Origin of the sequence: Adhaeribacter rhizoryzae (genome assembly GCF_008629685.1) — a bacterium.
GTDB lineage: Bacteria > Bacteroidota > Bacteroidia > Cytophagales > Hymenobacteraceae > Adhaeribacter > Adhaeribacter rhizoryzae.
Window position 1 is genome coordinate 85,443 of the sequence record NZ_VWSF01000007.1, and the last position, 23,249, is coordinate 108,691.

At 44.1% G+C, this 23,249-nt stretch carries 19 protein-coding genes; 10 read left to right on the forward strand and 9 right to left on the reverse strand.

What is annotated here, in order from left to right:
- Window positions 1-2 precede the first annotated feature (2 nt).
- The 6 genes from F0145_RS11175 (at window position 3) to F0145_RS11195 (ending at window position 6,333) form a co-directional block, all read left to right on the forward strand.
- Complete coding sequence (locus F0145_RS11175; protein ID WP_150088490.1) at window positions 3-1,652, forward strand: FecR domain-containing protein; 1,650 nt, start codon at window positions 3-5, stop codon at window positions 1,650-1,652.
- Window positions 1,653-1,748: 96 nt separating this feature from the next.
- Entirely contained in the window at window positions 1,749-1,898 is a 150-nt protein-coding gene (locus F0145_RS26190) for a hypothetical protein (protein WP_190277529.1), read from the forward strand.
- 256 nt (window positions 1,899-2,154) lie between these two features.
- On the forward strand, window positions 2,155-4,524 hold the full coding sequence (locus F0145_RS11180; RefSeq protein ID WP_150088491.1) for a TonB-dependent receptor: 2,370 nt from the start codon (window positions 2,155-2,157) through the stop codon (window positions 4,522-4,524).
- Between the two features lie 424 nt (window positions 4,525-4,948).
- Window positions 4,949-5,470 (forward strand): NUDIX domain-containing protein, encoded by a 522-nt coding sequence (locus F0145_RS11185; RefSeq protein ID WP_150088492.1) that lies wholly within the window; start codon window positions 4,949-4,951, stop codon window positions 5,468-5,470.
- Window positions 5,471-5,586: 116 nt separating this feature from the next.
- Window positions 5,587-5,880 carry a hypothetical protein gene (locus F0145_RS11190; RefSeq protein WP_150088493.1) on the forward strand — a complete coding sequence of 98 codons (294 nt, stop codon included), beginning with the start codon at window positions 5,587-5,589 and terminating at the stop codon, window positions 5,878-5,880.
- Window positions 5,881-6,069: 189 nt separating this feature from the next.
- Window positions 6,070-6,333 carry a hypothetical protein gene (locus F0145_RS11195; RefSeq protein WP_150088494.1) on the forward strand — a complete coding sequence of 88 codons (264 nt, stop codon included), beginning with the start codon at window positions 6,070-6,072 and terminating at the stop codon, window positions 6,331-6,333.
- Between the two features lie 79 nt (window positions 6,334-6,412).
- Here the strand turns inward: F0145_RS11195 and F0145_RS11200 are convergent, their stop codons facing one another.
- Complete coding sequence (locus F0145_RS11200; RefSeq protein ID WP_223815996.1) at window positions 6,413-8,221, reverse strand: glycoside hydrolase family 3 protein; 1,809 nt, start codon at window positions 8,219-8,221, stop codon at window positions 6,413-6,415.
- Window positions 8,222-8,392: 171 nt separating this feature from the next.
- Here F0145_RS11200 and F0145_RS11205 point away from each other — a divergent pair, with 171 nt between their 5' ends.
- Window positions 8,393-9,613, forward strand: coding sequence for a pyridoxal phosphate-dependent aminotransferase (locus tag F0145_RS11205; protein WP_150088496.1), 1,221 nt, complete (start codon window positions 8,393-8,395; stop codon window positions 9,611-9,613).
- A gap of 229 nt (window positions 9,614-9,842) precedes the next feature.
- Window positions 9,843-12,218, forward strand: a complete 2,376-nt coding sequence (locus tag F0145_RS11210; RefSeq protein ID WP_150088497.1) for a DUF7133 domain-containing protein — start codon at window positions 9,843-9,845, stop codon at window positions 12,216-12,218.
- 351 nt (window positions 12,219-12,569) lie between these two features.
- Here F0145_RS11210 and F0145_RS11215 read toward each other — a convergent pair whose 3' ends face one another.
- The 8 genes from F0145_RS11215 to F0145_RS11250 all read right to left on the reverse strand — a co-directional run bounded on the left by F0145_RS11215 (window position 12,570) and on the right by F0145_RS11250 (window position 21,835).
- The gene (locus tag F0145_RS11215) at window positions 12,570-15,404 is read right to left on the reverse strand and encodes a TolB family protein (protein ID WP_150088498.1); all 2,835 of its coding nucleotides are present in this window, start codon (window positions 15,402-15,404) and stop codon (window positions 12,570-12,572) included.
- Between the two features lie 164 nt (window positions 15,405-15,568).
- Window positions 15,569-16,255: a hypothetical protein gene (locus F0145_RS11220; RefSeq protein ID WP_150088499.1), complete on the reverse strand. Its 687-nt coding sequence runs from the start codon at window positions 16,253-16,255 to the stop codon at window positions 15,569-15,571.
- Window positions 16,256-16,624: 369 nt separating this feature from the next.
- Entirely contained in the window at window positions 16,625-17,245 is a 621-nt protein-coding gene (locus F0145_RS11225) for an NUDIX hydrolase (RefSeq protein ID WP_150088500.1), read from the reverse strand.
- Window positions 17,246-17,287: 42 nt separating this feature from the next.
- Entirely contained in the window at window positions 17,288-17,947 is a 660-nt protein-coding gene (locus tag F0145_RS11230) for an HAD family hydrolase (RefSeq protein ID WP_150088501.1), read from the reverse strand.
- Window positions 17,948-18,122: 175 nt separating this feature from the next.
- Window positions 18,123-18,587, reverse strand: coding sequence for a hypothetical protein (locus F0145_RS11235; RefSeq protein ID WP_150088502.1), 465 nt, complete (start codon window positions 18,585-18,587; stop codon window positions 18,123-18,125).
- Window positions 18,588-18,663: 76 nt separating this feature from the next.
- A complete protein-coding gene (locus F0145_RS11240; protein ID WP_150088503.1) occupies window positions 18,664-19,371 on the reverse strand; it encodes a YebC/PmpR family DNA-binding transcriptional regulator in 708 nt (235 codons plus the stop codon).
- An 86-nt stretch (window positions 19,372-19,457) separates the two neighbouring features.
- Complete coding sequence (locus F0145_RS11245) at window positions 19,458-20,846, reverse strand: sodium:solute symporter family protein (RefSeq protein ID WP_150088504.1); 1,389 nt, start codon at window positions 20,844-20,846, stop codon at window positions 19,458-19,460.
- A 71-nt stretch (window positions 20,847-20,917) separates the two neighbouring features.
- On the reverse strand, window positions 20,918-21,835 hold the full coding sequence (locus tag F0145_RS11250) for an SMP-30/gluconolactonase/LRE family protein (protein ID WP_150088505.1): 918 nt from the start codon (window positions 21,833-21,835) through the stop codon (window positions 20,918-20,920).
- Window positions 21,836-21,974: 139 nt separating this feature from the next.
- Between F0145_RS11250 and F0145_RS11255 the strand changes: the two genes are divergently transcribed.
- Window positions 21,975-22,466 (forward strand): YciE/YciF ferroxidase family protein, encoded by a 492-nt coding sequence (locus tag F0145_RS11255; RefSeq protein WP_150088506.1) that lies wholly within the window; start codon window positions 21,975-21,977, stop codon window positions 22,464-22,466.
- A gap of 321 nt (window positions 22,467-22,787) precedes the next feature.
- A complete protein-coding gene (locus tag F0145_RS11260; protein ID WP_150088507.1) occupies window positions 22,788-23,027 on the forward strand; it encodes a hypothetical protein in 240 nt (79 codons plus the stop codon).
- Window positions 23,028-23,249: the final 222 nt, after the last annotated feature.

Genomic DNA, 23,249 nt, shown 5'->3' on the forward strand with positions numbered 1-23,249 from the left:
GAATGAGAACAAAATTTTTCATAACAGGATTTCTATGCCTTTTACTTTCGGGCTACGCCCTAGCGCAGAACCTGCAAAAAAAGGTTTCGCTTGAGGTACGGGAAGCTACCCTGCCCCAGGTACTGCAAAAAATTGAGCAAAAATATCCTTTTCGCTTTTCGTACATGAACAATGCCTTGCCGGCGAAAAAGAAATATTCGGTTGAAATTAAAGAGAAGCCGCTGGCTGAAGTGCTGGACGTATTGCTGTCGGGTACAGATTTGGGCTACCGCGAAAGCAATGGCCAGGTAATAATTAAAAAAGGGTTTCCCAAAAGTACCCCCAAAGCCTCTACTTTACAAAAATTACCGCCGGCTACTCCCGAAAACAAACCTAAACCAGCGGTAAAAGCAAGTACCAGCCAGGCACCAACGCCCGAACCGAAAGGTAATACTTCGGCCAGCCAGCTCAAAACCGAAACCACCCCGGCCAATACGCCAGCAGAACAACCAGCACCAACCAGTAATACTACTGTAACCGCCGACAGTAACGCGACTACCGAAACCACGCCGAAAACGGCTACCGCTGAGCAAAAACCATCTTTCCTGGAAAAGCTGAAAAACATTAAACTGGACCGGAAAAACGAAGCATCGCCCGCCGATACCACCGAAATAAAGCCAACGCACTTTGGCATTATTTACCCGATTAGCACCAACGGAACGCAAGCTAACCAGTACGTAAATGGCGTATCGGCACATTTGCTTATTGGTACCGCCAAAGGTTTGGAAACAGTTGATTTTACCGGCCTGGCCAGCATCCAGAAAAGCTATGTAAACGGCGCGCAATTCAGCGGCTTCATGAATATTGTGCAGAATAAACCGGAACACCGGAATTTGGCTTTCGTCCGGAATGGAGGAAGTGCCATGAAAGGTGCCCAGTTTGCGGGGTTTATGAATATTGCTAACGGTGAAGTGAAAGGCACCCAATTTGCCGGCTTTATGAACCTGGCCCAGGACGTAAAGGGCGTGCAGGGTGCCGGATTTTTAAACCGGGCACAAACCGTACACGGCACGCAAATGGCTGGTTTCATGAATATTGCCCGCAACGTAAAAGGCTCCCAGATTGGGGTTTTCAACATTGCTGATAGTATTTCGGGGGTACCTATTGGAATATTTAATTTTGTAAAGCACGGCGGCTACAAAAGAGCAGAATTTTACACCGCCGATGACTTCGATGCCAACTTTACCTACAAATTGGGCGTGCAGAAATTCTATTCCATGATAGCTTTGGCAGCCGAACTCGAAGATGAGAAAAGATGGGCCTACGGTTTTGGGTTTGGCGCGGAATGGCCAATTTCGAAATTACTTAAATTGAATACCGACCTGATGTCTTACAACGTAATTGAAGAAAGCTACGAGAATTTTCCGGATGGTTTTTTAGAAGCGGATCAACTAAACCTGCTGAATAAATTCCGCTTACTGGGTACCCTGCAATTTGCCAAGCACCTGGCCTTATTTGGTGGTCCTACTTATAATGTAATGGTATCGCAGTACGAGGCGCCGGGTTCCGATAAAATAGGTTCTGGCTTGGTTTCTAAAACAATTTACGATCACACCGCCGGTATTACCAATGTAAAAATGTGGATTGGCTTTAACGCCGGTCTCCGGTTTTAACCTCCGCCCTACTCCAGCATAATCCATTTCTTAAGCTAAATAATTCAAAGCGGCTTTTCAGTCACTCCCGACCCTTATTGCCTAAAAAATACGACTATGAAACAAAATATCACTTCCGTAACCATTGCCCAGGATTACCAGCGCGGCTGGGAAATTTCTCAAAAGGAATATTTGCGCCAGCACAAGCAAGAACAGCGGCAGAAAAGAAATTATACGGCAACTTGGTCGTCAACCAGCCGGAAGTAAAGCGCCTTAGCGTAGTCGCTGCCCGGTAACGGACAATTAGCTGTCCGGTTTTAATACAACCGGGTAAATGCCAACTGGCCGAAGACGTTTAACGCCCCTAAACCCCACCTTACTGAATATCCGAAATCCGGTATTTAGCTATTAAGATCCGGTATTTAAGGACTCAGCGCCACTCGCAATATAAGAATCAGGTGCAATTGGCAAAGTTTAAGCAGTTGCCGGTGCACGACCCTAATAATCCTAACCCATTTAAATCATGTTTCAAAAAAATCGTTTTGTATATGTAATCGTATGCCTGTTGCTCTTATTGGGGCTACAGGCCCATGCCCAAACCCTTACCCAAACCATCCGCGGCCGGGTACTCGACAAAGAATCGCAGGAGCCGCTCATTGGCGCCTCTATAGCCATTACCTCTACCGAACCATTGAAAGGCACTATTACCGACAGCGACGGCTACTTTAAAATAGAGCGTGTTCCGGTGGGTCGCCATACCCTAAAAATAAATTATTTAGGCTACGAAGAGCAGGTTTTACCCGAATTATTATTGGGTTCCGGTAAAGAACTGGTGTTAAATATTGGCCTGATTGAATCTATCCGGCAAATGAACGAAGTGGTAATTACGGGCGAACAGGAAAAAGGCGTACCGCTGAACGAAATGGCTACTCTAAGCGCCCGCTCAATTTCGGTAGAAGAAACTAAACGCTACGCCGCCAGCATCAACGACCCGGCCCGGGCAGCGCAATCATACGCCGGCGTAGGAAGCACCGACGATACCAGCAACGAAATTGTAGTGCGGGGTAACTCGCCGCGCGGCGTTTTGTGGCGCATCGAAGGCGTAGAAGTTCCCAACCCGAACCATTTCGGCGAAGAAGGTGCTTCGGGCGGTGGCGTTAGTATTTTGAGTGTAAACATGCTCGATAATTCTGATTTTTATACCGGTGCTTTCCCGGCCGAGTACGGCAATGCTTTATCGGGGGTATTCGATATTAAACTCCGGCGCGGCAACAACGAAAAACGCGAATACGCTTTACAAGCGGGCGTACTAGGTTTGGATTTTGCTGCTGAAGGTCCGTTTAAAGCTGGTTATAAAGGTTCTTACCTGGTTAATTACCGCTACTCTACCCTCGCCATTTTAAATAAAATAGGGGTAAATATTGCCGGCGATGGTGCCCTCGATTTCCAGGACTTCTCTTATAAACTGCATTTACCAACCGCTAAAGCCGGGGTATTTTCGGTGTGGGGCATTGGTGGCCACAGCCAGCAAAATATAGAAGCCGCGCGCGATGTAACCAAATGGCAAAACCGTTGGGATAATTACGACGATAAATTTATTTCGAGTATGGCCGCCACCGGCATTTCGCATACTTATTTCCTGCCGAATAATGCTTACTTAGAATCGGCTATTACGTTCTCGGGCAGCCGCAACGAATACCGCCAGGATTCGCTCAGTACCGAATTCAGCCCAAACCTGATTTACCGCCACCAATTTAATAATATTACCGGCCGGGCTTCGGTACTGTACAACCAAAAATTTAACGCCCGCCATACGTTACGCACCGGTATTATTTACAGCAACCTGGGTTTCGATTTATTCTCCGAAGGTACCAACAACGATGAGCACGAACTGCAGCGCTATGTAAGCAACGATGGCCGCACCGGCTTGTGGCAAGCTTATGGCCAATGGAAATATCGCTTTGCCGAAAAATGGACGCTGAATACCGGTTTGCACGCTATCTCGCTGGCTTTAAATGGTAATACTTCGGTAGAACCACGTTTGGGCCTGAAATGGAACTTCTCGCCTACCCAATCGTTGGGCGCCGGGTTTGGGGTGCACAGCCGCCACGAATCGATGAACCTGTACTTTGCCGAAAAGCCTTTGGCGAACGGTCAGCTCAGCTACCCCAACAAAGAACTTGGGTTTACCAAATCTAAGCACTATGTAATATCTTACGATAACCAGTTGCGCGAAGACCTGCGCCTGAAAGTAGAAAGCTATTACCAAAGTTTATACAACGTACCCGTGTGGGCCAACCAGACCAATACTGAATCGGCGTTAAACGCAACCGATGGCTTTACCACTGATTCTTTGATAAATACTGGCAGGGGCAAAAACTACGGGGTAGAAATGACCCTGGAAAAATTCTTTACCAAGAATTATTACTTTTTAATAACCGGTTCGCTTTATAATTCTAAATATACGGCTAGCAACGGCCAGGAATTTGATACCCGGTTTAATGGTCAGCATTTGTTAAATGCGTTAATTGGTAAGGAATTTAAAGTTGGTAACCAGAAAACAAATTTAATTGGCGTAAACTTCCGCTTAAACTGGGCCGGTGGCAACCGCTATACCCCCGTAGATTTAGAAAAATCGCGCACGCAGAACAAAGCCGTTTATGTACAAGATAAGCGCAATACCTTGCAAGCCGCTGATTATTTCCGGACCGATATTAGGGTAAGCTACCGCAAGAACAAACCCAAGGCTTCTTATATTTTGTCGTTGGATTTACAAAATGCTACCAACCGCCTGAATGTGTACAACCAATATTTTGACCTGGAAACCGAAACCATTAAAACTTCTACCATGAGCGGCTTAATACCGGTACTGAATTACCGCATTGAGTTTTAATTGCTGGTGGTTAATGGCTAGTTGCTGATTTTTGCGCTGTTGTGCGTAGAGTTAGCGTAGCGCTCTACGTACTTTATGGAAAGCCAATCTCTGATTGGCGTATTAAACAATCTGGAACAGCCAAAAAATTAGTTAACCATAACTTAAATTTGCAACATAGGAGCACTACAGTCAGAATCAGACATAGTTGTACGTGGTCGATTTTTGAAGATACGCCAATCAGAGATTGGCTTTCCGTAAAGTGGGTAGAGCGCTACGCTAACTCTACCCACAACAAAGATTGATTAAGGTTGATTGTTTTTCGGTTTATGTAAATGGCAGATTACTCCATTTCTGCAAATAAAAACACATTAATCAGAAAGCCGGCCTTCTGCCGGCTTTTTGCGTATAGAACCCGGCGTATTTTAGAATCAGCTAATATTTTATGAAAGAAATAAATAGAAAAACTGTATACGACGGCTTTTTTAAGCTCTACAAAATAACCTACGAAGACGATGGCAAAACTTTTGACCGGGAAGTATTTGTAACCGGCAATGCTGTAGCCGCTTTGCTGTACGATACCCAAAAAGATAAATTTATTTTTGTAAAGCAATTCCGGCCGGCCGTAAACCAGGACATGCTGGAGTTAGTGGCTGGCCTGCTGGATAAAGAAGGCGAAAGCCCCGAAGAGGCCATGATTCGGGAAATTGAGGAAGAATCGGGCTACGCCGTAGATAAACTGGAGCCGGTTATTAATTTTTATCCTTCGCCGGGCGCTTTTGCCGAAAAGCTGCACGTGTATTACGCCGAAGTAAGCCGTAAAGTAGGCGAAGGCGGTGGCGCTGATGGTGAAAACGAAAAAATAAAATTAATAGAACTAACCAAAGCCGAGCTAAAAGATAAAATATTCAACGATGCCAAAACCTTAATTGCGGTGCAATGGGCCAAACTGAAGGGTATTATTTAAGTTTTGGGTAAATATTTTTGTTTTGCTTTCAGGTGTGAAAAACCTAATCTTGAAATAATAACAGGAAAAGCAACGCATTTATCGTATAAACCCCCTGTGTACTAATATTTAAAACTATGAAGAAGCTAACTAAAATATTATTTTTTGCCTTTATGGGCACTTTTGCTTTTGCCGCCTGCGATAGCAATACCGAGCGCGCCGCTGAAAATACCGGCGATGCCGTGGAAAGAGACTTGGAAAATGCCGGCGAAGAAATAGAAGAAAATCTGGGAGAAGCTGCTGATGAAACCAAAGAGGCTGCCCGTAAAGCCGGTGATAAATTAGAAAAAGCCGGTGACGAAATGAAAGAAGGTGCCCGAAAAGCGCGGGATGAAGTAAGAGAAGAAGTAAACCAAGCCAAGCGGGATTAAATATTAATTAGCCGCTTAAACCCAGTTGAATCAGAAAAAGACGAAAATAATGCTTCCGGTTAATATTGCCGTTGCGCCTGCACTAAATAAGAATAGTAGATTCAATTAAAAAACTAAAAAATTTAAAATTTTCTAAAACGGCGGGTTACTTTTCTATATTTCTGGTATAAAGAGAAAATAAATTCTAAGATGATGAAAAAATTAGTAAAATTTTCGTTCATAGCTTTAGTAGCAACTTTCTCTTTTGCAGCCTGCGAAACCAAAAATACCGAGAATGCTACTGAAAATACCGGCGACGCCATTGAAAATACCGGTGATGCGATTGAAGCAGATGCCGAAGCTTCAGCCGATTCTTTAGGAGCCAACACCGATCAGGCCGTTGATGCGACCACCGAAGGTGTTAACAAAGCTGGTGAAGAAGTAAAAGAAGAAGCCCACGACGCCCAGCACTAGTATTACGTTTCTGATTATATAAAGAAGCCCGCCGGAAACAGCGGGTTTCTTTTTTTATAAGTAGTTATAGCCATTATTCTTACAAACCATCGCCGTACCGGAAGTGGCTGTTTACCGTTACCGGCAGTTTACCGTTGGGCTTTATTTCGCCAAAAATAAGTTTGGCTGCGGCTTCCTGCACCGCCGGCAATTGCTGATAACCTACAATCAGGCCATTGGTTCTGGCCATATCCGAAAACTGGTTAAGCGTGTAAGCATTATCAAATAAAGTTACAATTACCTGCTTATCCCGGATTAACTTATCTACCAAATCTCTTTCTTCTTTAGATAAACCCAAATGATTACTGGGGCGGATGCTGGGACCGTAAATAGCAATAATTACCCGGCTGTGTTTATTAAGCTTCTTTGTTAATATATCGCGGTTTTTTTTGGTGCTGCGGCGCGGCAACCAAAAGGCTTCTATGGGAGTCCGTTCGGCTAGTTTACGCTGAAAAAAAGTAGGACGGGCGGCGCCCACGGCTAGCACGGCTATTTTCTGTTTCTTACGTTTAGGCTTTTCTAAGGGCAAAATATTACGCTTGTTGTGCAGCATCGTAATAGCGCCTTCGGCTAAACGCCGGTTGGTTTCGTGCGCCCGCGATGTATGCAAATCCTGGTAAATATTGGGCAATGGTACGGGCTTATACCGGTTTAAACCCACCCAATATTTAGCTGCTAGTACCTTTTTGCACCGCCGGTCTATTTCGGCCTGGCTAATTTTACCTTCCCGGATTGCCTCCTGAATAGCTTTTATCGCCACCGGCACACTTACCAAACGTTCCAGAATATCGTTGCCTGCAACCAAAGCCATTACTTCGGCCTCGCCCGATTTAAAATATTTGGTAACGCCTTTCATTACCATAGCATCGGTAATAATCAGCCCCGAAAAATCGAGCTCGCGCTTTAATAAATGGGTAACCACCGGCCGCGATAAAGTAGTAGGAATATTCTGAACCGATGAATCGAGTTGGGGCAAATGCATGTGCGCCACCATAATACCGCCTACCCCGCTCCTAATCAGTTCCCGGAAAGGATAAAGTTCCAGCGTATCTAGCCGCTCGCGGCCATAGTTAATTACCGGCAAATCTAAATGCGAATCAACATCGGTATCGCCGTGGCCCGGAAAATGCTTGGCAGTAGCAATAATACCGTGTTCCTGCATCCCCAGCATATACGCCAGGCTTTTAGAAGTAACATCTTTTTTATTTTCGCCGAAAGATCGGTAACTAATAACCGGGTTATTCGGGTTATTGTTAATATCAACCACTGGCGCGAAATTAAGGTGCATACCCAGGCGCTTAAACTCGTAAGCAATCTCGGTGCCCATCCGGTAAATCAGGCTGTCGTTGTTTATGGCGCCCAGTAACATGGGCAGCGGGTACTGCATGGCGCTATCCATGCGCATCCCCACGCCCGATTCCGCATCCATGCTGATGAGCAAAGGTACTTTAGAAGCCGCCTGAAATTTATTCGTGAGTTTGGCTTGCCGCACCGGGCCACCCTGAAAAAATATTATGCCGCCTACCCGGTAGCGTTTAATTAAGTTTAAAACATCTTCCTCGTTTTTTTTGCCATTATTCGGGAAAGCTTCTACAATCATGAGCTGCGCAATCCGTTGGGCCGGCGTTAACGTCCGGAACACCGAATCGACCCAATCGTTGCGCCGATTTAAAGTAGTAATTAAGGCGTTGGGGTATTTAATGGTATCTTCGGGCAACACCACCGGCGCTTTAAACACCACAATTTTATGTGGTGCCCTGTGGCGTTCGCAACTGGCCAGTATTCCCCAAAAACTTATCAGTAATAAAACCCGGAAAGGAATTTTATTTAAAAAACAACCAGTATACACTTTCAAAATATTCTAAGCAGGTAGACGCCTCACTTACTCCCTTAACGAATAAGATGTTACAATATTCAATAATTCTAATGTAATAAAAAGCTTTTCAAATACCTAAAAACTAACTACTAATGGTTTGAAGCTTAAAACTAATTTTTACCTTTAAGCCCAAATTTTAATTCCATGATTCAGAAAAGTAACCGGCTGCTGAACGTTTTTTACGAAATTCGCGGTCCGATATTTGAAAAAGCGCTGGAGCTCGAAATGCAAGGCTACAAAATTACCCGCCTGAATATCGGCAATCCGGCCCCTTTTGGCTTTGATGCCCCCGACGAGATTATTCACGATGTAATTATTAATATCCGGCGAGCGCAAGGCTACACCGATTCTAAAGGATTATTCGCGGCGCGCAAAGCCGTAATGCACGATTGCCAGCGCAAAGGCATACCTAACGTGCAAATAGACGATATTTATATAGGCAACGGTGTTAGCGAGTTAATATTACTCTCGATGCAAGCCCTGCTGAACAACGGCGACGAAATATTGATTCCGGCCCCGGATTACCCGCTTTGGACTGCCTCGGTTAACCTGGCGGGCGGCAAAGCCGTGCATTACCGGTGCGACGAAGCGGCCGACTGGTACCCCGACTTAGCCGATTTGGAAAGTAAAATTACGCCCCGCACCAAAGGCATGGTTATTATTAACCCCAACAACCCAACCGGCGCGGTATATTCCGAAGAAGTATTGCGGCAAATGGTAGCTATTGCGGAACGCCATAACCTGATTATTTTTTCGGATGAGATTTACGACCGAATTTTGTACGACGATGCGGTTCATTTTTCGCCGGCCACTTTCTCAGATGATATTTTGTTTCTGACATTTAGCGGCTTGTCTAAAAATTACCGGGCGGCCGGTTTCCGGGCCGGCTGGCTGATTGTGAGCGGCGCCAAGTACCGGGCCAAATCTTACATAGAAGGTATTACCGCCCTGGCCAGTATGCGCCTGTGCAGCAACGTGCCTTCGCAGTTTGCCATCCAGACGGCTTTGGGTGGTTACCAGAGTATAAAAGATTTGGTATTACCCACTGGTCGTTTGCGCCGGCAACGCGATGCGGCTTACGAAAAGCTAACCCAAATTCCGGGTATTACCTGCGTTAAACCAAAGGGTGCTTTTTACATGTTCCCGAAGATTGATGTCGAAAAATTTAATATTAAAGACGACCAGCAATTTGCGTTAGATTTATTAATCGATCAGAAAATATTAGTAGTACATGGTACCGGTTTTAACTGGCCGCAGCCGGATCACTTTAGGGTAGTATTTCTGCCTACTGTAGAAGAATTGGCTCAAACCATCGACCGCATTGGGTTATTTTTGCAGGATTATTCCGGCAGTTTAGAAAAGTAGCCAACCTAAATATTTATTATCTCTAAAAACCTGCTCTAAACCGGCAGGTTTTTTTGTGCAGTTACTATCAAGTTCTAAAAAATTACGGCATCAATATTTTATTTTGTATAAATTACAAACTGCTTTAAAATAATAAAACACAGCTTATTACCACGAAAGACCATAAATTAAATTCCTGATAAGGCCTGTGTTTATTTTAAGGCTGCTTTTACCACCACTAATATTTAAAATGAAAAAAAATCAATCGTTCCTGAGTCTGCTGGCTTGCTCCCTGCTGGTACTCTCCTGTCAGCCACCCCAAGGTACTTCCGGCGATACGGCCAATGCAATGCCCGAATTTAATCCAAAACCTTCGCCGGCTTATTTATCGCCGCAGGAAAGCATGAAAACCATTCACGTGCCGGCTGGCTACAAACTGGAACTGGTGGCTAGTGAACCCATGATTAAGGAACCGGTAGCCATAGCCTGGGACGGAAATGGTCGTTTGTATGTGGCCGAAATGCTGACTTACATGCAGGATGCCGATGCCAGTGGCGAACGCCAGCCCATTAGTCGCATTACCAGGTTAGAAGACACGAACAACGACGGTAAAATGGATAAAAGCTCGGTGTTTATTGATAAACTGCTTTTGCCCCGGATGATACAATGCGTAAACGACGAGCTGCTGGTAAACGAAACCAATACCATTAATATTCATAGCTATCGCGATACAGACGGCGACGGCAAAGCCGACCAGAAAAAATTAGTTTACCAGAACGATAAGTACGATGTAAACGGCGCCAACATGGAACACCAGCGCAGCGGCTTAGATTGGAACCTGGATAACTGGATGTACATGACCTACGACCCAGTACGTTTGCGGTATACCAACGGCACCATGCAGGTAGATACCATGACCAGCGGTTCGGGTGGGCAATGGGGCGTAACCCACGACGATTACGGCCGCATCTATTATTCGCGGGCGGGCGGCGAAATTCCGGCTTCTGGCTTTCAGATAAATCCGGTTTACGGCGGCTTGGAGTTCCCAGACCAGTACAGTGCCGAGTTTCAGGAAGTATGGCCCATTATTGCTACCCCCGATGTACAAGGCGGCTTTCCGCGCTTACGGCCGGATGTAACCCTGAACCACTTCACCGCTTCTTGTGGACAATCTATTTACCGCGGCGACCGGTTACCAGTTGATTTACGCGGCGATTATATTGTTTGCGAACCGGTGGCCCGTATTATCCGCCGTGCGAAAGTTATCAACAACAACGGTAAAACCACTTTAGAGAATGCCTATGACCGTCAGGAGTTTATAGCTTCTTCTGATATGAATTTCCGGCCGGTAAATACCGCAACCGGCCCTGATGGGAACCTGTATATTGTGGATATGCACCGGGGAATTATTCAGCAAGGCAACTGGACTAAACCCGGCTCCTTTCTGCGCCAGCGGATTGATAGTTTAGGCTTAGATAAAAATGTTGGTCACGGCCGTATTTACCGCCTGGTACACAACAGCACCGCCCGCACCAAGGCACCTAAGCCCCAACTCCTAAACCAAACCAGTGCAGAACTCCTGACTTACCTCGACCACCCGAACGGTTGGTGGCGCGATAATGCGCAGAAACAAATAATTGTAAAGCAGGATAAATCGGTGGTTCCCGCCTTGAAAAGCATTATTTCGGGCCAAGCCATTGGAAAATCCAAAACCCCAAGCCACTTGGCCCGCATTCATGCACTATGGACATTGGAAGGTTTAGAAGCGGTGGATAAAGAAACATTAACAATTGCTTTAAGAGACGAACATCCGCAAGTAAGAAAAACTGCCGTGTGGATAAGTGAACCTTATTTAAAGCAGAATGATGCCCCAATGCTGGCCGAAGTAGCTAAGCTTCAGAACGATGCCAGCTACGATGTACGGGTACAGTTGCTTTTATCATTGTACGAAAGTAAAGCCCCGGCTGCGAAAGCCATTACTAAACATATTTTGGACATAAACGCTAATAACGAGATGCTGGTAGCTACCCAAACGGCTTTAGTTAAGAACGAAAATACCAAAAATTTCGGCAGCAAACTGGCTAACTTACCTGCCGCTGACCGCAGCTTAATATTACAGGGCGCCGCTACTTTTAAATCGTTGTGTGCTTCTTGCCACGGCGCTGATGGCAAAGGATTAGCGGTTGCCGGCAGCAGCATGGCCGCACCGCCGCTTAAAGACTCTAAGCGTCTTGGCTTCCTCGAAAAAAATACTGCTATCCGGATTGTAATGCATGGCTTATCGGGTCCGGTAGATGGCAAAACGTATGCGAGTGTAATGCCGGCTATGGCGGAGAACAGCGATGAATGGATAGCGGGCATTGTCAGTTATATTCGCCATGAGTTTGGCGGCCCCCCGCCCCGCAATTACGGTGGTGTGCAACCCGGCATGGCGCCACCTTCCGCGAGCAAGGCGAATGGTTTTACAATCCGGCCTACTGTTTCAGCCGCTGTTATGCCCGAAGAAGTAAAGAGAATCAGAACTGCCCATGCTAACCGCACCAAAGCCTGGACACTAGCCGAACTGGAAGCTAAAAGCAAAGACGAATTAGCCATTCAAACTACTACAGGAGCCAATAAGCAATAAATAATCTTTGTGGATATCTATTTATCAACAAAAAACCTCCGGTTAAAAGCAATTTGTTTTTAGCCGGAGTTTTTTTTGTTACAACTCCTACTTATCCACAAGAAATATTCTTCTATTCTATTATATACCAGGTATTTAACTGCTATTTTTCGAATTACTCTTTTCCTCAGCTAGACGTCTAAACTGGTGTTTTTGTATTTAGCTGTTTTCTATCCAAACTAAACGGGTATTGAAACTTCAACAAAATATTAAAGTGGCCAGAGGCCAGAAGATATTCCACACGAGCGAGACGCTCGCGCGAGGTAAAGTTTATTCGTGGAAGATAATCAACTACTCACTTTCACAATGTTCTTATAAATTAAACTCACCCACAATAAATTCTATAGAAGGTTTTTGGGTATCTGGCCGATAAAGCACCCGTACACCGGCATCAAATAAAACGCCTTGTAAGCGCATGAAATTAAAATCGGTGGTAAGCTCCAACCCGACTGATTGATAAGTATAATTTCGGTTGACTCGGTTTCGCCGGTCGTAGCGTTCGCCGTGGCCGTAATCATAAAAAATATTGCTCTTCAGGCGCTGAAAATAGAAGAATGGGCCGAGTGCAAAATCAGGATAAAACACCGGAAACTTGTACTGCACCGAGCCCCCGTAGAATTCGTCGTGCGGCCGGTAACCATAACCCCTGACAAACCGCATGGGGCTGCTAAATATATAATCGTGGGTATCTTCTTTCTGGTAATTACCGGTTAACTGTAGCGAGTGGTGCTTAAACAAACCCGGGAAAGCCAGCCGGGTAGTCGCCGTAAAAATTTCGCCGCTATAGTCGCCACCAAAAGGTGTATGGTTGTAATACAAAGAAGCCCGCTGCTCGAAGCGACCCGCCAAATCGCGACGGCTTTGGCGCAGTACCCGGTTGTAGCTGGCCGAATAATTAACATTGCGCAAAATGCCGTTAGCTTGTTCGGTTAAAAGGCGGCGGGGCCGGTAAAAATCCGAGATGCTATTAATTTGGGCATTGGTGGCTAGAGTTAAAGATTGCAAATATTTAGAGCGGGTCAGGTTGAGCGGCAAAGCCAGACCAGCGGTAATATTTTTTTCGCGCCACTGGTAAGTCGAGTCGTTTTCCTGGGTGACACGGTAACCGGTAGCACCGTTTAAATTAATTACCGGGTAATAACCCAGGTAACTAACACCGGCAAATACCCGGCTGCTGCTTTCACTTAAATTGCGGGTGTAGCCTACCGTCGATACCGCCGTACTCAGAATATCCTGGGATAATATAGCCAGCGAAACAGAATTACCTTCCGGGTCCAGGCTCGGCATCCAGCTATGCGGGTTAAAAATATGTTTCAGGCGGCTATATTTCTGAACAGGGTACGTTTTGGCTGGCACATCGGCCAGAATATTAGGGGTTCCCTCCTGCTCCACTAATGGCTCGTAATAATTTACTTTACTCCGAACAACCTTCTCTAGTGGCGTCCAATTGGCCGGGCTGAGCGGCATGGTAGCAATGTTGTACCCGCTTAAAGAAAAATCGTTGAACAATATTCCTTTTCCATTGGCAGTTACGGCCGGATTTATGCCAGCATAGCGGCGGGAAGCCACCTGGTATTGCTGGCGGGTACTTAAATCTATTGCATAAATATTTTCAATGCCGTTGTAAGGCGAATTATAGAAAACATGTTTATCGGTGATAACCGGGTGCCCAATATTTTCGGAGGTGGGTGGTATTAAATCGGTGAAGGTGCCGGTTTCTATAGCAACCTGGGCAATGGTGCGGGTATTATTTCGGGTGCGCAGCAACACAACGCTTTTTCCATCGGGTGCCCACCGCGGCATCGAAATAAAATCGTTTTCCGGACTAGGCCAGCGCTTTAGTTCCTCGCCAGTATCGGCATCTAACAAAACCAGCGAATTAATATTTTGGGTGTTTACCTCAATAGCGGCAATGGTGTGGGCGTTGGGCGAAAAAGCCGGAGCAGCCAAGCGGGTCTGGCGTTTAAGTACCTGGTAAGTTCCGGTTTCTAAGTCGTAAGTTTTTATTACGGAGTAGTTGCGGGTATCCCAGCGCGGATCGTACTCGTATTCGCTCCAGACAATTTTATCGTCTACCACCGAAAGCATACCGTTGCTCGTTAAAATACCCGGCGTAAATATTTTGCGTTCGTTGCCACCATCGGCATCTAAACGCACAAAAGTCTGTATATCGCTCAACCCACTTTTAATAGCAATAATGCCGCCGTCGGATAAAGGCTGCGGGTATAAATAATCGGTGTAAGTGCGGTTGCGGCGCTGGGTTAAAATAGTAGCCGGTGTCTCGGGTAAGCTATTAGCTTGTTGGGTCCAGAGCGAATCCAGTTCGTGGGTCATGGCGCGGTAAGTAGGGGTTAACCGTTTGCCGGCCTGCTGGCGCATGGCTCGCGAAAAGGTGAACGGCACATAAAACTGATCCAGGGCTTGCTGCATCACTTTTCCCCAAATATCGGTACCGGCTTTGCGGCGCAGGTGCGTAACCAGGTGGTAGCCGGTAACATAATGGTTGGGTACATTGTCGCGGAAAGAACCTAAATGCTGCTTGTTGTAACTGTAAGGTTTGCGTTCGAGCAAAATAGTCCGGAACAATAAATCAAAATCCGGAATACGCCCGCGGCCACTCGGCGAGAATGCTGTTTCGGTGGCTACGGCGTCGCCTTCCCAGAACCAACTCGGCACGGCGGCGTTGCTCAAAGCCAATATACCATTCTGCCCGAAAGGATAATAGGCCAGCTTAACGCGGCTGTGGTAAGCTTTTTCGTACTGCACCATGTGCCGGAACTCGTGCATGGCCAATAAATTTAGCCAGTTATTGGTACCGCCTAAGTTGTAGTTCTGCGGGGCAGTGGTATAAAATTCGCTGCGGCGCGGCGATAAAGCTACAAAGCCGTTAGAAATAACCCCCTGGTTTTGCAACACCAACGGAATTTTATGCGGCGCGTGGCCCAGCGATCCCGACAGCGGCTTATGAATATATTGCATGGTGTTGGCCATGCGCTGTCCTTCCTGCTCCAGTTCGGCCGGAAATATTATTTTAAAACTTTCGGTATTTATTTGCCGCCATTTTACCGATGGCGGGTTGGTACCGGTTTGGGAGAAAGCTGCCGGACTGGCTAAGCAAAAGAGCGCAAGAAGCAGTTTTACCCGCATATTGGTTACCTGATATTGGTTGAGGCTAGCTGATCAAATAATTACCAAAGCCGTTCCGGTTAATTATTTGGCAGCAGATTATAGATTTGCAAATATTCAGGTGTAAACTAATAAAAAAGCCTGTTATGTACTATAACAGGCTTTGCTTACCAAAAGAATATTTTTTATTTCCGAACGTGCTGGTACAAATCTTTGGCATCGTGGGTAGCTTCCAAAGCTAAATATTCCGCTTGCAACGATTTAATTTTAAGCCTATCTGCCGTAGATAAGCCGCCTTCTAATTCTTCTTTGCGGTCGTTCAGCCGCGCATACACATTATCTACATAATCCCAATCGTCCTGGGTCCATTTGTTCTTTTTCGCCCGCACAATACCCATAAACAATAAATACGTTTCGCGCATATCGGCGGCCGTTAAGGTGGTTAATTCTTTCGTAGGGCCTAATAATTCCTGCTCCCACTGCCGCAATTTATTCGGGTCTAAAGGCTGCGAAGCACGTTGCGCATTTTTCTCTTCCCAGATTTGATATTCTGCTTTTAACCGGTTGTATTCGGCCCTAGCCTCTGCCGATAAGCTATCCGCTTTGCTGTCGAGGCGGGCTGTACGGCGTTTAAAGTCTTCTTTTACTTCGGGCCAGTTTTCCCGGGCAGCGCTATCGGTGCGGTCAGCTTTATTTTTCACCCAGCCCCGAAATTCTTCCAGTTCATCGGAGGCTTTGGTAGTACGGCGGGTTACCGTGGTGGTATCGTTGCCATCCGTGGTAGTTGTGGTTTGGGTGGTAGTCCGGGATTCGCAGGCCAAAATAACGGCACTTAAAGCCAGACTGTAACTCCATATTGCTAGTTTTTTCATAGTTCGGGTTATTAGGGTTCGTATAAATATTGGTTTTACAAAATATTTACGAAAATCTTACCCGAAAGATTTAACCTATATTAAAACCACTACTTCCTGATTAGACGCTTAGATGTATGGCTTGCCTTGTGATCGCAACAATATTCAGAATGGCCTTCTTATTCTTCTTTTAGCAACGATATATTTCTTATATGTACATCGCGCAAACAATTAACATGGAAATTTCCGAAGCAATTTATAAATGCTTCTATCCCTACTCTTGCTTTTATTTTGAGCAGGAAAATGATTTCAGCAGTAAGCTTTGTAGCTGCAGAGGAATATAAATTACTTTCTAAACTAAGCCTGAAAAACGATTAACAAAAATCTAGCTTAGTCAAAAATTGTTGCTTTATCTGGGTTATCCAGGAACTCGAACATAAGTTGCACCTGCGATGCTGTACCACGTTCAGTAGATAATTCGGGTAATTCCGTGCTATTAAAATATTCAACAGCTAAAGTTTCGGAACCTTGTTGCAAAGAGCCACCAATAATTTCGCACTGAATAAATATTTTGTAGGTATGGTACGGCGAGGGCGGATGCGGATGGTATTTTTTGTCGAGGACAGCTAATATTTTTACTGGTTTCACTTCTAAACCGGCTTCTTCGCGGGTTTCTTTTACAGCCACTTCGCCCGGCGAAAACCCCACATCGGCCCAGCCTCCGGGCAACGACCAGCAATTATCTATCTTTTCGCGCACCATCAGAATTTTGCCTTCCTGAAAAACAACTGCCCGCACATCGGTTTTTGGCGTTTGGTAACCAATTTCGTTGGTAAATAATTCTTTAATCCGGGGTACTTCTTCGCCAGTGAGTTCGGCCAGCATGGCCACGCTTATATCACTAAGTTCCTGGTAGCGCTCCTGATCATAACTATTTTCGGCGTATGTAAGGCCGGCTTGGGCCAGGGCTTGTACGCGTTTAGCAAATTCGAGCCACGGATGTGCGGGCATGGGTTGATAGGTTAAGTGAGGAATATTTTTGCTTTGTTCTTTTTAGTCGAACAAAGATATTAGTTTTTCCATGGTTAATTCTTCGTAGCCATCTATTACCAAATCGGTATGGTTTAGTTCTTCTTTGGAATGCGAAGTTGTAATAGTCACTACTTTCATACCGGCTCTTATGCCAGCTTCGGCACCCGGCACCGAATCTTCCATTACAATACAATGCTCGGGCGGCACACCTAAGCGCTCTGCCGATTTCAGGTAAATTTCCGGATCAGGCTTGCCGTGTTTAACAGAGCTGGCATCTATTACCACACTAAAATAATCGCGCAGGCCAATTTTCTCCATAATAAAATCGACGTTAGATACCGGGGCATTGGTAGCTACGGCCATGGGAATGCCGTTGTCCTTCAGCATTTGAATAAATTCCCGAAACCCCGTAATAGGCTCCATATCTTTGCCGTGTAGTTCGCGGTAAATAGCTTCTTTTTCTTCGCCCATTTTAAAGTTTTCTTCGGGGCTGAATTCCCGTTGAAAAACATCGCGCAAAGCAGTGGTATTAGTCTTTCCAAAAATCTTTTCCGGTACTTCTTCTTCTTTTAACGCAACATTATATTTTTCGGCAAACTGTAGCCAGGCCTCTTGGTGGTAAGGATTGCTATCGATGATTACACCATCCATATCAAAAATTACGGCAAATTTCTCGTTCATAAAATAAGGGTAAATAATAGGTAATATTTTTAAGTAACAGGTAGAGGTAACGAATTATGGAAATTTTGGTTAGTTAAAATTAGCAGCTTGGTTAAATGCCTATAGCTGGCACTAACTAAAAAAACAAACGCCCGGCATTTACCAGGCGTTCCTAATTCTTACAAAAGTAAATTCACTAATTTACAAAAGCCATTTCGCGGGAGCCTTTTAGCCTTCTTAAATGATGCCCTAAATCGCGGGACAAGGAAGTTAAATATTGCTTGGTCTTATGCTTAGGTGTTCCTTTGGTGCGGAGCTCACGGGGTAAACGCCCGCTTCTGGAATGCACCACATTATCTACCACCATATCAACTACGTTCTTTTTGGCATAAAAAGTAAGGTCATAAGATACTTTACCAAAGTCGCCTTTGTTGGTTGCCCGGTAAGTTACGTAGCTCTCAGTTTCGTTAATATCGCGCAAATAAAACTGATTAGTAGGTAAGTTTTCTCTGATCCAGGACAAGGTAGAATCGAGTAAAATTTCTTTTGTTGCACGTGGAACACGGAAGGAAGCAGTAAAGCCATAACGCTTGGGTTTAGCAGCTTCGGCATAAGCAAACAGGAAGAGGAATAATGTTAAAAACAAGAGCAGTTTTTTCATGAAATAGGCTGTTTCTTAGTTAATTATCTAAACCCAACTAATAAGTTATTCAGTTAGTTCCTCTAACGTTATCCACTTATTTCATATTGTGATATACAGCCTGTACATCATCATCTTCTTCTATTTTCTCCAGCAGTTCCTCAATTTCTTCCGCTTGTTCATCGGTTAATTCGGTGCGGGTATTGGGTATGCGCTGCAGTTCGGCGGTAGTAACGGGTAAGCCTCTTTCTTCTAAAGCTTTCTGCATGGCGCCAAAATCAGTAAAAGCCGTTTCAATAATTATTTCACCTTCGTGTTCGTAAATATCATCGGCACCATAATCTATTAAATCAAGTTCCAGTTCTTCCAGGTTAATATTTTCGGCGGGTAACCGGAATATACCTTTGCGCGTGAAAATAAAATCGAGTGAACCGGTTTTACCTAGACTGCCACCAGACCGGGAAAGATATACCCGAATGTTGGCAACCGTGCGGTTAATATTATCAGTAGCGGCTTCAATTAAAATGGCAATGCCGTAAGGCCCGTAGCCTTCGTAAACAATTTCTTCGTAATCTTTCTCTTCTTTAGACGAGGCCCGTTTAATAGCTGCTTCTACCCTATCTTTGGGCATGTTAACGCCCTTCGCATTCTGGATTGCGGTGCGTAAACGTGCATTACCTTCTGGGTTAGGGCCACCTTCTTTAACCGCTATTACTATTTCTTTGCCCAGTCGCGAAAAGGCTTTAGACATTTTATCCCATCTTTTAAACTTCCGGGCTTTCCTGAATTCAAATGCTCTTCCCATAATAGTTATAGGTTCTGGTAATTATAATTTGAGTGTATTTTACAAAGTTAAAAAAGCCTGTTAAAATATCTAATTGTGCTAGGTTACTAAGCCTGTTGTTTTTTAGTAATTGGCCAGAATAGTAAGCCTGCTCCCAGCCCAAATACACTAGCAGCTAAACCGTATATTAAAGGATTAATTTGAGTATTAAAAGCTAAAGCGCCCAACCAAACACCCATACCCAATAGCATAGATAATATAGCCGCCCCTGAACTGGTACGCGGCAAATAAATACCGGCCACCATGGGCACAAACAAAGAAACTAAACTCAACGCCGACGATTCACTAACCAATTCGTAAATATTACTGCGCAGCAAAGCAAACCCTAATGATACAAAGGCAACGAATAACACACTTAACCGGGATAAGTGCAGCAGTTGCTTATCGGTGATATTGGTGTATAACGGTTTAAAAATATTCTCGCTTAAGATAGCCGCTGGCGCTAATATTGCCCCACTTGCCGTACTCATAATAGCCGAAAGCAACGCCCCGAAGAATAATACTTTTATCCACAGAGAAGATTGGTTTAAAATTAAGCCTGGTAGAAGCAATTGAGTATCTTGTTGCATGAGATGCGGATGCGCTGCTTTGGCATATAAACTTAACAATAGCGGCATTAAGGCGACCGTGAGGTAAAGTCCGGCGGCGGCAAAAGAAGCTTTTATGGCAACCTTCTCCGATTTAGAAGACATTACTCTTTGAAAAACATCTTGCTGCGGAATAGAACCCAAGCCAATGGTTATCCACATGGCAAAATAGTTAATCCATGCTGTATTATTAGCAGTTGGCAAAGGTGTAAACCGAAAGAAATCAGGTGGAAGCTGTTTGGTAATAGTCTCAATTGGGTATTTAATCCACATACTAATTACTACTACCGCGAGGCCCAATATGATCATAATGGTTTGTAGAAAATCGGTTATCGACACGGACCACATACCACCCATATAGGTATATCCCACTACTACCACAAAGCCTAACCCAATACCCGCTGGCAAAGAGATATCCACAATTAAATTTAAGATAATGCCTAAAGCAACCAGCTGTGCGGCAATCCAGCCGAAGTAAGAAATAACCAGGAAAAAAGAAGCAAGTAGTTCGGTTTGTCGGTTATAACGTACCCGGTAAAAATCGCCGAAGGTAAGTAAATTGAGGCGGTACAATTTTTTGGCGAAGAACGCCCCTATTAACAATAAGCAAAGTGATGCACCAAAAGGATCTTCAATTACGCCTAATATTCCTTTTTCCGCAAACTCCGAAGAAGCACCCAACAATGTTTCGGAACCAAACCAAGTAGCAAAAACCACCGCCGTTGCCATCGGGAAATTAAGCTTTCGCCCTGCTAACAAATAATCATCGGTACTTTTAACGCGCCGCGAAGCCCACAAACCCAACAGTACATTAAAAAGCAAATACAGCAGAATAAAGAAGAGCAGCATATAAAGCAGAAATAAAAAGGCCGGGCAAGTTTAAAACTCATCCGGCCGCTATTAACATTTGTAATTAAATATTAGCGCTTGAGTTCGTAAGCCATTATTTTGTTGTTGAAAAAGGTAGGTACCAGCACTAAATTCTGGTCCGGAATTATATCAATATCAGCGGCATTTATTTTAGCATCTTTTGTATCCAAAAGTTTTTTCACCTGCCCATTGGCAAATAAGTAGTTAATTTCACCGTTCCAGTTAGAAACAACATAATCGCCATTACCTACCGGCACAATGCCGTCACCGCTGGTTAAGCCTTCGGCCACTTTATTTAAAGCTTTCGTGCTTTTATCTATCTCGTAAAAAATGCCAGGCTGCATATCTACTAAAAATAATTTGCCTTCGTGGGCCAGCAAACCATTTGGCCTTTCCAACGAGTCACTTTGCATGTAAACACTCGCCTTGTCGCCGCTAATCAGGTATACTTTTTTGGCGCTCGAATCAGAAACGTAAATATTACCTTCTGCATCCACAGTAATATCGTTCAGGAACTGTGCTTCCGGCAACGGAATATCTTTTACCTTTTTCCCCGTTTTAATATCTATTACTACTACTTTGATTAAATCGGCTACATAAAGCTGATCGTTGTGTAAGCCCATTCCTTTAGGAGCATCTAATCCCTTCACCCATTCGGCTTGCTCTATCTTACCGTTCAAATCTACTTTACCAATAGAGCCGTTGCCGTCCTTTTCACCGGGTTGCCCATTAATGTTAGAAACATAAAGCACTTTATTTGTGCGGTCGTATAACACCGACTCCGGTGTTAATAAATTCCCTTCTGTTTCCCACTTTTTTTCCAGCGTAACAGATTCCGATGTAGAAGTGTCTGTAGTGGCTTCGCCTTCTGTGGTAGTGTTGGTAGCCGATTTGTTACAAGCCCATAAGCTACTGGCGATTAATAAAGTAAATAATTTGGTTTTTGTGTTTTGCATAAAGTTATCCATAGTTTTTATTGTGTTTGGTTTTATAAATGCAATAAGGCTTAATTTGAAACCTACTTTAAATGAAAAATAGGTTTTAACCCTGTTAAAACTTGCCCGTATAGGGTGAAAGATAATAATTAAACCTGAAAAAAATAGAGCTATGACTAAACTTAAGAATTTAGAAGACCTTTTTCACCACGAACTAAAAGATTTATATAGTGCCGAAAAGCAATTATTAGAAGCATTACCTAAAATGGCCGAAACGGCTCAAGACCCAAAGCTGAAAGCAGCTTTTGAGCAACATCTAGAAGAAACCAAAGCGCAGAAAGAACGGCTGGAAAAAGTTTGTGAAATCGTTGGCATCAGTCCTGGCCGTACCAAGTGTAAAGCCATGGAAGGTTTAATAGAAGAAGGTCAGGATATGATAGATGAGAAAGCAGAGCCCGCTGTTAAAGATGCTGGTTTGGTTGCTTCGGCTCAGCGCATAGAACATTACGAAATATCCGGTTATGGTACTGCTGCTTATTACGCCGAAAGATTAGGACAAACTGAAGCACATGAATTGCTGGCTGCTACCTTAAAAGAAGAAAAAGATACCGATGCTAAATTAAATAAATTAGCTAAAGGCTGGATAAATGCCAAAGCCGAATAAATGACCAAGACTTAAACAAGAAATCCTGCTTCCTGGCAGGATTTCTTGTTTATAACAATAATTTTAAAATATTACAAACCTCTGCCCTTCTTGTATTTACGATAAGCAATAACCGGGTGTTTGAATATTCTTATCAACATTATACCTGGCGTAAGCTATAGCTTTTGAAGTAATACTGATAATTATTACTTACTGAATTCTTACTTGATAGCTACAGGAAATCTCCGAATTTAATTTACTGGCCAATCTTACATAAAACCTTCTCTTACCAGACGGAGTAATACAAGCGAGCATAAGTTTATTATTTAAAAACATACAATTATGGAAGAAGATAAAAATAAAGACCGCCAGGATCAAACCAAAACTAAAAACGAACAAACGCAAGAAGATCCGGCAAACGAAACAAAGTCTGATAGCGATTTCTATAAAAGAACCTTTATAGGTACTGGAGCTCAAAAATCTGACGAGAACTTTGATAATACGTTCCGTCAAACGAATGAAAAGGATATAGAAGACCGGGATAATAATGATGGTGATGCCAACACTGAAAATAATTTTTAATTATAAAATACATTCATAATAACGGGGTGCCGGTTTAATCTTTTAGCCGGCACCCCGTTTTTCTTTTATAGCAGCTATTAAATATTTGTTGGTATTCTGTAAAATACACTTACATTATTTTCTTTGAACTACTTTCCCGAACCTCCTACTTGCTGGTTAGTAGTACTTATTTACCTAAATTTTATTGAATATTTATTCTACTTAAATCGGCAATTTTTTATC